The organism is Verrucomicrobiales bacterium, assembly GCA_016793885.1.
Classification (GTDB): Bacteria; Verrucomicrobiota; Verrucomicrobiia; order Limisphaerales; family UBA11320; genus UBA11320.
Genome location: JAEUHE010000237.1, coordinates 9506 through 21073, shown reverse-complemented (window position 1 = coordinate 21073; position 11568 = coordinate 9506). Strand labels below are relative to the sequence as shown.

2 protein-coding genes are annotated in these 11568 nt (G+C 60.8%); both read left to right on the top strand.

Features of this window, described 5'->3' with window-relative positions:
- The first annotated feature begins 121 nt into the window (after positions 1–121).
- Positions 122–1885 carry a hypothetical protein gene (locus JNN07_26210; GenBank protein ID MBL9171254.1) on the top strand — a complete coding sequence of 588 codons (1764 nt, stop codon included), beginning with the start codon at positions 122–124 and terminating at the stop codon, positions 1883–1885.
- A 171-nt stretch (positions 1886–2056) separates the two neighbouring features.
- The gene (locus JNN07_26205) at positions 2057–11560 is read left to right on the top strand and encodes a VWA domain-containing protein (GenBank protein MBL9171253.1); all 9504 of its coding nucleotides are present in this window, start codon (positions 2057–2059) and stop codon (positions 11558–11560) included.
- The last annotated feature ends 8 nt before the right edge of the window (positions 11561–11568 follow it).

Sequence of the window (11568 nt, the reverse complement as noted above, 5' to 3'; positions counted from 1 at the left end):
CAGCCATCGCTGCTTGCTAGCCTTGGCGGAGGTGGGACGCTCGTGGGTCCCCTGGGCCATGCCGGCAGTCTGTGCAGGGAGGCTTGCTTCCCCCCCTCTCTCGCGGTCAAATGGAGCCCTGATGAGTCCATTCTATCTTTCCCACTGGATCCCTAGGTCCTTCCTGCTGGCTCTTGCGTTCGCCTTCCCCTCGGGCATGGCTCGCTCTGCTCCGGCGGCCGGGTTGGCGCCGGAAATCGTCAGCCTCATCACCACCGGCAAGGTAGTCTTCGTGGGTGACAGCATTACCTATAGCGGGCAGTACGTGGAGTACTTGGAAGCGGCCTTTCGCCTGAAGCATCCAACCCGGACATTCCAATGGATCAACATTGGATTGCCCAGCGAAACGCTTTCCGGTCTCAGCGAACCTGGGCATGCCGGCGGACAATTTCCTCGACCTGATCTACATGAGCGCCTCGAACGCATCCTGAAGCAGGTGCAGCCACAGCTGGTCGTCGCGTGTTACGGCATGAACGATGGCATCTATTATCCCTTTGGAGAGGATCGGTTCGCTAAATACAAAGAAGGCATGGAGCGGCTCAGGGATAAAGCGGCAGCTGCCGGAGCTCGGGTTTTGCATATCACGCCGCCTACGTTCGATTCGGTTCCCATCGCCAAGAACACGCTTCCTGCCGGCTTGCCCGAGTATCGAGCCCCTTATGTCGGCTACAATGACGTGTTGGATCGATACTCTGCCTGGCTCGTGGGACAACGGGCGAAAGGCTGGCCGGTGGTGGATATCCACTCGCTCATGAATGACCATTTGCGACAGCAGCGGCTGTCGAATCCCGGCTATCGTTTGGCGGGTGACGGCGTCCATATCGATGCCAACGGACACTGGCTGATCGCCCGGGAATTGATCGTTGCTCTGGGGGTGTTCCCGCTCGGACCGGAGGATGGACTTAAGGACCTGCTCGCCCGACATCCTCGCGGGGCGGAGGTGTTGGCTGCGGTAGAAAAGCGGCAGCGCCTGTTGAAGGATAGTTGGCTGAATGCCGTGGGACACAAACGACCGGGTATGGGGAAGGGGAAGCCCATGTCTGAAGTGGAGGCCTTGGAACGCGAGCTCGATCAAAGCATCCGCGCCGCGGCCGCGGCGTTTCCCGGCAAATTAAGCAAGTGGTTCGAGTATGATCGCTATGACTTCGAGGTCGGCGGTAGACCTGCACTGGTGGTCGCGCCGCGTCAGGAGGCCCCCGGCCGACCGTGGGTCTGGCATGGCGAGTTTTTCGGCCACAAACCTGCTCCGGACATCGCACTCCTAGGAAAAGGGTTTCATGTGGTCTATCTCAGCGTGCCGGATCAGCTGGGTGGACCGGAGGCGGTGCGGCAGTGGAATCTCTTGTATCAGGAGCTCCGTGACCGCTTTGGATTCGCTGCCAAGGCCGCCCTCGTGGGACTGAGTCGAGGCGGGCTGTATTGCTATAACTGGGCGGCAGTGAACCCGGACAAGGTGGCGTGTATCTATGGAGATGCCCCAGTCTGTGACTTCAAGAGCTGGCCGGGCGGCAAAGGGAAGGGGAAGGGGAGCGAGCGGGACTGGAAGTTGGTGCTGGAGCGGTACGGTTTTCAAAGCGAAGCAGAGGCTCTCGCCTACCGGAGGAATCCCATCGACACGTTGGCTCCCCTCGCTGCGGCGGGAGTGCCCCTGCTCCATGTGTATGGCGATGCCGATGAGGTGGTGCCCTGGGACGAGAATACGGGCATTTTGGCGGAACGATACAAGAAGCTGGGTGGGACGATCCAACTCATCGCGAAGCCGGGGGTGGGGCATCACCCCCACGGGCTTGATGACTCGACTCCCATCGTTGAGTTCATCCTGAAAAACTCGCTACCTCCACGGTAGCGTTGGCCAGTCAGAGTCAGCCCCGCACTGCACGACGGGGGGCTGGGCTATCGGGGAAACTTCTCTCCCTACTTGTAGTGGAGAAGAACAGGACTAAGTCGGCGGCTTCCCTAGTTCTAGCGATTGTCGGAGCGAGATCCGTGGGTAATCTCCTCGCCATCGTTCTGAATTATGCGTCGTACCTGGTTCCAAGGAGGATCCTTTATTGCGGCCGCAGGAGCACTGCTTGTGCTCGGTGCGGTAAACTGTCTTTCCATTCGGGCCGCCGATCTTCGGATTCGGCCTCCCACCTTTCCCACCACCAATCGCATTCGACTGGAGTTGGTGGGGCTGGCTCCGGGCCAACGTGCCCAGGTGCAGGCCATTCCCCGGCTCACAAGTCCGGCCGAAGAGTTCGGCCCTGTGATTCTCGGCGCTCGCGGCGAATCCGTTTTCGAGATCCCAGTCCCTTGGTCGGAGGAGGGCTATTTTCGAGCGGTTGCCTTGGATTCCGAGCCCGGATTATCTCCGCTCGAGCTGCAGATTCCAACCGCTCTCCAGCGTGTCGCCGCTGGCCAACGGCTTCGCCTGGCGCCCATGGGTGCTCTGGTCGCCGCCGAGGTCGACACGCTCGAGAACTGCTGGATTGAGGTGGCGACGGTGGTGCCGGACATGAACGCCGGCCAACTGGCTCTGCTGTCGTCCGACCGCATCCAGATCAGCTCGGATGGTTGGGCACGGGTCCATGGCGTTGAGGTCGCCCGGGTGGAGATCGTCTCCTCGCGCCTCCGTCTGCAGTTGGGACGTGGAGCTACCCCCGCGGCGGTGACCGAGCTGATCCGGCAGGTCGAATACCAACCGCTTCGCACTGGCCCCGACTCGCGGATGCACTTACTGCAGTGGCGGATGCAGGACGCCAGCGGCCGGCGTAGTGTGCCACGAATTCAAAGCGTGGAATGGGCGGACGCGTGCGACGAACCGTTGGATGTTGCTCTCGTGCTCGATCGAACTTCGTCCATCAGTCCGTCCGACTTTGACCTGCTGCGACAGGCTGCCGTCCGGTTTGTGGAACAGCTCGGCTTGTCCGGAGGTCTTCGTCGCGCGTCGGTAGTGTCATTCTGCTCCTCCGCGCATCTCCATGTCAGCCTCACTTCCGAGGCCGAGCGCCTGAAGTCAGCTATCGCGGGGCTTCAACGCTCTGCTCACTTGGACGGGAAACTGTGCGATGGAACAGTCATTGCCAGTGGGATTCGCGAGGGACTCCAGGCTCTGGAGGAGCCTTCGCATCGTCGCCTGATCATTCTGCTGACCGATGGCTGGGAAAGCAGCACGACGGCCACGCGCGAGACCGTCCGCGAGCTCACGATAGCGGCCGCGGCCGATGCGCGAAGCCAGCAGGTCCAACTGTTGATCTATGCACTGGGCGCTGGTCCTGACCACGCACACTTGCAGCGGTTGGTCGCCCGCAGTGAGGATCTCATTCCTGCGTCCGACTACGCGAGCCTACCTGCGATGCTGGGTGCGTTGGGCAGGGAGTTCTGCGATCCGGTCCAACCATCGCCCCGGGTGTCGGCAGGAGAGGATCTTCGTGTGGTGGTGCCACGGGTGGTGGCTTTGCAGGGGGTGTGCTCGAATTGCTCTTCCAGTGCGCAGGCTCGGTGGGAAGTGCTCTCGGGGCCTGGTGCGGTGGGCTTCTCGGCCCGCGCGCTCCACTCGGAGGCGAGCTTTTCCGAGCCCGGTGAATATCGGCTTCGTTTGACGGTAAGCGAAGGACTCTTTCGAGGGTCGGACGAGATCCAAGTGGTCGCGACCGGATCGAACCAGCCGCCGCGAGTGGCGGCTCAGTTCGAACAGTTGTCCGGGTTTGAGGGGATTCTCAGCGCTGAGGCTGTCGACGATGGGCTAGATGACCAAGGGTTTCGTTCGGGGCTTCCCCTGCGTTTTCAGTGGGCGGAAGTCTCCGGCCCAGGACCGGTGCAGTTCCAGCGTCCCAATCAGCCGCAGACTTTCTTGGCGTTCTCGGTGCCGGGAGAGTACCAGGTCAAGCTGGAGGTTCACGATGCTGGGGGGCGATCAACCAGCCAGGTTGTGCCAGTTCACGTGGTGGCGTCTTCCGCCTGGGAGTTCTTTCCCTCGGCGGGCTACGCCTCCGCCAGCCTGGGTGGGTTGCGGGATCGGGGGCAGGGAACGTTGTCCCTCCGGGGAGTTCAAGGCCCGGTGCGGCGCGCTTTCCTGTATTGGCACGGTCCCGTGGATTCGTGGCATTCGGATGCAAACAGCCGTATTCGTTTTGCCGGCCGCTGGATCCAGGGTGTTTCGTTGGGGCTTTCACATGACGATGGGTGGACGTACCGGCAGAACCATCCCTATGCGGTCGCTCATTCCTATCGCGCCGACGTCACCGCATTGGTCGAAGGCGACGGGGAATACCCGGTCAGCGAATTAGTGAAGAGCGCTCAGTTCAACGTGAATGGCATCTCTCTCCTGGTGCTGTTTGATCAGCCCGAACCTTCGCTGCGACGAGATGTGCGCTTGTGGAGTGGGAACGAGTCGAATGGAGGCTTCGCGCCTGCAGTTAATGATGAAGTGAAAGCCATGGCGGTGTATCCCGATGGTCGGGTTCTGATGGGTGGAGCGTTCACCGAAGCGGGCGGCATTCGGCGGAATCGGTTGGCTCGCCTGCTCCCTGGCGGGCAGCTCGATGTGAGCTTTGATGCCGGAGCCGGCCCCAATGGGATAGTTCGATCGGTTGCCTTGCAGGCAGACGGCACCGTCTGGGTTGGTGGATCGTTTACTCACTTCGACGGCCAGCCAACCGGGGGGCTCGTCCGACTCTCTTCAGGTGGCACCCTTTTGGATCAGCTGACCTCAAGCGTGGCGACTCATCAAGAGGTCAACGACTTGTTGATGCGGGGCGACGAAGTCTGGGTGGCGGGGAGCGATGGGATTCAGCACTGGGATCTCCAGGGAAACCTCGTTGCCGCGATGGCCCCAGCGGCGACTGTGCGCGTCGTGCGGTCCGCCTCGGATGGCGCGCTTTGGTTCGGCGGCGATCGACCCGGAACAGGAGATCAACGCATCGGCTGGCTGGCACGGTTGCCTCGGAACGGCACCTTGGAGATCATTCCCGCAGTCGTGGACGGCTCGATTGCAACGCTCGCCGAGGCTCCGGACGCTGGCTGGTACGTTGGCGGTGATTTCTTGCAATGGGATGGAGCCATACGACATGGGGTTGCACGGTTGAAATCCTCCGGTGCCCTGGATCTGGATTGGATACCGGAGTCCTTGAACGCTCTCCCTGGGCAAGAAGTCAGTGTCCTCCATGTTCAGACACCGGGCCCGGAACAGGCCTGGGACACCTCGGTGCTGGTGGTCGGAGGACGCCTCTGGTTGAGGAACGGGGAGGGCGAACAGGCCGTGGCGCTGTGTCGCTTGGTGGATGGTTCCACCGACAACGATCCATTCGAACCATGGAGGCGGGAGGAGCCGGACCGGGTGCTCGTCATTGCTCCGTCGGGTGATCAAGGTGAGCTGTGGCTGGGTGGGCATTTCCAGAAGGAGCAACAGACCAATCGTGCGCGCGTTGACCAAGGAGGCCATCTGCTCCTTCAAAACTCCGGTGATCAGGGCTGGGTCCTTCCTCTGGAGACTGGAGCCGACCCTGGGTCGGCCCTGCTCGAGCTTCATGTGTCGGATGGCCAGCCTTGTTCCAGCTGCCTCGGGCAACCGGGCGGCGATTTTCTGGACCCTACCCTGGTACTCAACGATCAGCCATGGAAGACTCCTTTTACCCAGACCCTTTGTGGTGTTGAGCAGGACCAGTTGTTCGCGGGGCTTTCGACGCCTTCGATATCCGACCAGTGCTGGAAGGGCACCGGACTGTGGGATGTCTTGCGTCTGCCCCTTTCTGGAGTGGAGTGGAAAGGGAGGTCGGGAGTGCTTCGCACGGAGTACTTCGGTCCATCCAGTCAGGAGGACTTTGTCACCTTGGTTGCGGCCGTGATGATTTCGCCCCCGGATGCCTCGGAAGCGTCTCCTGTACATCTTGGTCTGGCTCTGCCTCATGATGATCAGTTTCACCTGGTACGTTCGCAGGGCAACCAGCGACTCACGGTGATGGCCAATGACCGAGTGCCGGCGACCGCCCGCATCGAATCCATCTCCGTGCCCAACCTGCAGATCGGCAGGGTTCGAATTGCATCTGATGCGACATCGCTGATCCTGGAACCGGATCTTCACTCGGATCAGCAGGTTTTGGATACTTTCAGTTACGTGGTCGGATGGGGTGCAGGGTTCGTGGCGACGGGTTACGTCACGGTGTCCCTGACTGGACCTGCTCCTGATTTGCTGCCCGAGCAGGGCTCATCCACGCCGCTGAAACTGACCTCGGGCCCTTCTTTCTTCCGGGGCCCGAGGCATTTCTCGCAGACATTTGTTTACGAGACATCGGGAACAGAACGGCTTGATCTTGCCATCCTGAATCCCGAGTTCTCGGCCCATCTTTACGTTCGAGATAGTGACGGCGACCTGACGGCGTCAGCCTGGCACGAGTCAGAACCGTTCGGAGCATTTCTTCCCCGCGTGACTCCCGTCTACCTGAGCTATGAGATTCCCCGGCCCGGTCGTTATACGATTGAGGTGGCTGGGAATCAGCCAGGGGAGGGTGGCGAGTATCTGCTTCGCGTCGGTAAGGACCGGCCGGATCGTCCCTTCCTTGGCCTTCGGGTGAATCACTTGGAGGTCGCTGAGGAGTTTGAACTGGGCTGGATACCGCCAACCGAGAGCGTGATCGAGGTTGAATGGGACAATTTGTCCAGCCAGCTCTTGGAAGGCTTTCGATTCGAGGCTTACTGCGATCATCCTGCCATCGATATCCTGCTAACTGCTCCCGACACCGGTGACCTGGGAGCCGGCGAGACAAGACGCTGGTTTTGTAGGATTCGTCGTCCGGCAGTTCTGGAATCGGGAACGGCGGCACTCATCCTTCGAGGGTGGGTTGAAGGACGTATTGTCCATCGTTCGGTCGGACGCTTGTACTTTGGACCCGGATCCGCAGGGCTTCACGTCCAGGCGCATTCTCGCGATCGTGCAAGCTTTGAGCTTGAGGCGATTGGTCTGACGGGTGACCCAGCCGCTCCTGTCACGTTCGTTATCGAGTCTGGGCTCTGGCAAACGACGCTGAGGGCCGAGGGCACCACCACCACCTGGTCCAACGCGACGCCAGGACTGTATTGGGCCTGGGCGCACACCGAATCGGCGGCCTCGCTTCGGATCCCACTTCAGGTGGACCCCCCCAAGCCCCTGGGAGAGGCCCGTTCGGATTCCTTTCAAGTGGGCGTTGGCTCGGTCTCGAATCGGCTGGCCGTGTTGAAGAACGATCAAGGCATAGGGAAGCTGGTATCCGTAGGTCCGGCCTCGCTGGGAGTGGTCGTCCTTCGCTCTGATGGCGAGGTGGAATACTCACCTGCTGCGGGCGTCTCCGGGTTCGATCGCTTTACCTACGTCGCGGAGGACTCGGCAGGAACCCCGTTGAGCGCAGAGGTGGAAGTGGAAGTGGCCGATCCGGCCCTTCGTTGGATAGAGCCGGTCGATGGTTCCCGTCATCTCCTGGGCTCCGTGGTTCCGATCCGGCTCCAGGTGGATTCCACTCGTGCCGCAATCGTGCAGACCCGGCTGTTCGCCGATGGTCAGCGGATTCCGTCGGGTGAGGGCCCGGTGCTGGAGTGGTCGTGGACTCCCTCGCGAGCTGGGTTTGTCGTTTTGCAGGCCGAGGCGATGGATGAGCAGGGGATCTGGTGGAACCTGCCCGCGGTGCGGATTGGGGTCGGAACGGCTGATGACCGCGCACCGGTGGCGCTGATTGCGTCCCTAGCCCCAGGTGCTCTGATCGAAACCGACCGACTGGAGGTTCGGGGCACGGCTCTGGATCCGGATGAGGACTCCAGCTATCGCCTGGTTCTCCAGCGAGCCACCGGGGAATGGGTTCAGGAATGGAGCGGTGTCGGTCCGGTGGAGGGCGGAGTGTTGGGTGAACTGGATATGACCCAGTTGCGGAATGGATCTTACGATTTGACTTTGGTCACGCTGGGAGGGATTCAGACCGTGCAGCACACCGTGCGGTTTATTCTGCAAAGCGACGCCAAGATCGGCCAGCTGTTCTTCACGGAAACGGATCTTGAACTCCCGACGTCCGGGCTTCCTCTTGTGCTGTCGCGCACCTACGATTCGCTGAATCCTGGAGGGGGTGATTTTGGTCCAGGTTGGACCCTTTCCCTCTATGATTTGCAGGTTGAAATCGACGAGGACCGGACTCTTCTAGAGGACCCGGATACCGAAGCTCGGCACGAGGTTCGCGTGGGGGGAGGCCGCGACATCTCCCTGACCCTGCCAGGTGGCATGAGAACCACCTTTCGCCACTCACTGAGGCCTGGCCCGAATCGGGGTGGAGTTCCCTGCTTTTGTTACGAGGCACGCTGGGAGCCACCGCCGGGACTCCCGATCACCTTGACGGCGACCGGGAACCGAGAGCTTCGGTTCATTCCTTTCCAGCAGGAAATCCCGCCCTTCTGGGTCGACGCCGGTCCTGGGACGCCGATGGAGAATTATGATTTCCGCGGCTGGGTTTTGACGAATGTGGATGGGCTAGTCCTGCAAATCGTTCGCCCGCGGGTGGGCAGCTTGACGCTGGCGTCTGATTCCGCTTTGGCACGATCCGTCGAGGTTTATGGGCGTCCGGTTCTGCGATCTCTGCAGTCACCAACGGGCGAGCGGGTGGAGATTTCGGAGGACTCGAGCGTGCGCATCGAGCATAGAGACCGGAATAATGTTCGGACTCGCTCCCTGCTCCTGAAGCGAGGAGCTCACGGATTCATCACGGAGGCCTTCGATTCGGCATCCCTGTTACCCTCCGGCGAGCTGCGCCCGGGCGCCTTCCCCTTGTTGCGCTACGAATACGACGCTTTGACTGGAAATCTCGTCGCGGTTCGGCGTCTGCTCGATCGCGAAACTGGCCGTTACAGTGTGCGTAGCTATTCCTATACGAATCTGCTTTTTCCCCATTACCTCACGGAGTTGCGGGATGAGCGGGGCGTGGCTGTGCTGCGGCCAGGTTACGATTCCGACGGCCGTCTCATCTCGGTGGCGGATGCCACCGGCGGCAGAGCGCTGTTGAAGCACGAGTTGGCACGGCGTCGGGAGGAGTCAGTCGATCCGTTGGGCCATCGGACGATTCATGACTACGACGCCTTTGGGAATGTGATTCAAACCGTCGACGCGTCAGGGCGTATCACCCGCCGTTCTTTTGGAACCAACCACCGGTTGTTGGCGGAGACGAACGCATGGGGCACGGAGGGTGAGTCGTGGATGATCCGCACTTACGATTCGGATGGGCGTTTGTCCACCCAAGCCAGTCCCCAGGGGACCAATCGGTTCCTGTTTGATTCCTCGGATCGACTCGTCTACCAGCAGGATTCGCTCGGAGTGATCATGACCAATACATTTGACAGCCAAGGCCGGCTTGAGCGTTCAGCGAGAATCGCCGGAGGATCGGTTCAGGCAACTTCCCATCGTTACGATAGCGTGGGTAATTTGGTGGAGTCGCGTGACACCACGGGACTGATTACGCGTTACTCTTACGATACGACGGGTCAGATGATCCAGCAAACACTCCTCTCGGCTGAAGGGCAATTGCTGGACGCAACAGAATTCAGTTATGATGGGAACGGAAATCGACTCACCGAGTCGACCCTTCGACGGGGCGTTGGTGGGGCGCTCGATACGGCTACCCGCTCGTTGGAGTATGATGTCTGGAACCGAGTGATCCAGACTACGGATGCTCTGGGCGGGGTTCGCCAAACTCGGTTCGACGAGCTCGGGCGCGTGGTGGCGGAGGCGGATGAGCTGGGGCGGTGGACTCGATACTACTACGATAGCCGAGGGTTGTTGGTTCAGACGGTATACCCGTTCGATGACCAGACGCCGCGCGTGGTCAGCCGCACCTTTTACGATGCCCTGGGGCGTCCCGTTTATGTCCAGCAGGCTACCTTCTTGCCGCTGACCGAGAGTGAGACCAACAGTGTGGTGCGATCTTCCGGCAACTACAGTGTCTACGATGCTTTGGGTCGTGTCGTCCGGACAGGGAAGTGCCGTGACCTCAGCATCCGCATCGGTTTGGATTCACGAGGAATCACAGCAGCGGAGTTGGTGGAGGATCCGGAGATTCTCACGGTTCTAGAAACAGGCTACGACGTCGCTGGTCGCCTGTCCTGGGTACGTGATGCCAATGGAGTGACCACTGCATACGGGTTCGATGCGGCGGGGCGACGGATCTCGGTTACCAACGCTTGGGACACGCCACGTCAGGCCGTCCACCGCTCCCTCTACGGCCCCTCCGGGCTGCTTTCGGCCAGCGTTGACCCGGCCAACAATCGGACAGAGTATGAATATGATGCCTGGGGGCGGCGAGTTGCGACGAGGATGCCAGAGGTGGGAGGGCATCGGTCGAGCACTTGGCTGGCTTACGACGGGGCAGGGCACCAGGTGTTTTCGACCAACGAGGTGGGCATCGTTACTGGATTTGGGTATGATGTTCTGGGGCGGCTGACCTCGGTGACCAACGCCCTCGGGTCCTCCAATCAGACCGTGACCGTGTATGGGTTTGATGAGGCGGGCAACCAGATCAGCCAAACGGACGCGCTGGGAAGGACCACGCGCTATGCTTATGATGCGTTGGGACGGCGAGTGATGCGGGAGCTTCCGGGTGGCGAACGAGAGTTCATGAACTATGACGCCGTCGGGAACCTGGTCCTTCGAACCAACTTCAACGGGCGGTTGATCGAGCAACGATTTGACGCACGAGATCGCCTCTGGCGGAAGGCCGAGCGGCTCGCAGCGGGTGAGGATCTGCTCGCGGAGTTCACGTTCACCGCGACGGGACATCGAGCGACCCAAGTCGACCCCAGCGGTTCCACCACGTATACCTACGACGACTTGGACCGGCTGCACGTTCGCGATAAGCCCGGCTATGGTCGGCTTGAGTACGGGTATCTTCCGGGCGGCCAGGTAGCGAGGACGGTGGTGGAGATGGGCAGCAAGTGGTGGGAAGTCCGTTACGCCTATGACGAATTGGGGCGTCTGACGGGAGCCAGCATTCCTGAGTTTGGTGTGGGGGCAACCTACGCGTATGATCTCGCGGGGATGTTGAGCGAGACGCGCTATGCCAATGGCCTGACCAATTCCTATCGATACGACAGTCGGAACCGTTTGCAACAGCTGCGTTGGGGGCGTGAAGGGGAGGAGTATGCGCGGTTCGACTATCAGGTCAACGAAGCCGGGCAGCGGGTTCAACTGGTGGAGTCTTTCCGCAACGCCGGCACCCCCCTGCGAACGTACCGGTGGGAATACGACGATCTTCAGCGTTTGACGCGCGAGACGATTGGCGGCCTGGGGGCGGCCTCGTATCACTACGATGCGGTCGGGAATCGGTTGCGTCGCGAGTCGTCCCTTCCGGGCATTCCGAGCTCACGAATGAACTACGATCGAAATGATCGAATAGATCTCGATGATAACCCGGCGAATGCCAATCCGGATTACGACGGCGCTGGGAACACCCTGCGAGGTGAATATCAAGGGCGGCCCTATGAAGATCGTTATGATGCCGAGAATCGTCTCATTGAACGAGTGTATCGAGTCCCCTGACGGGAGGG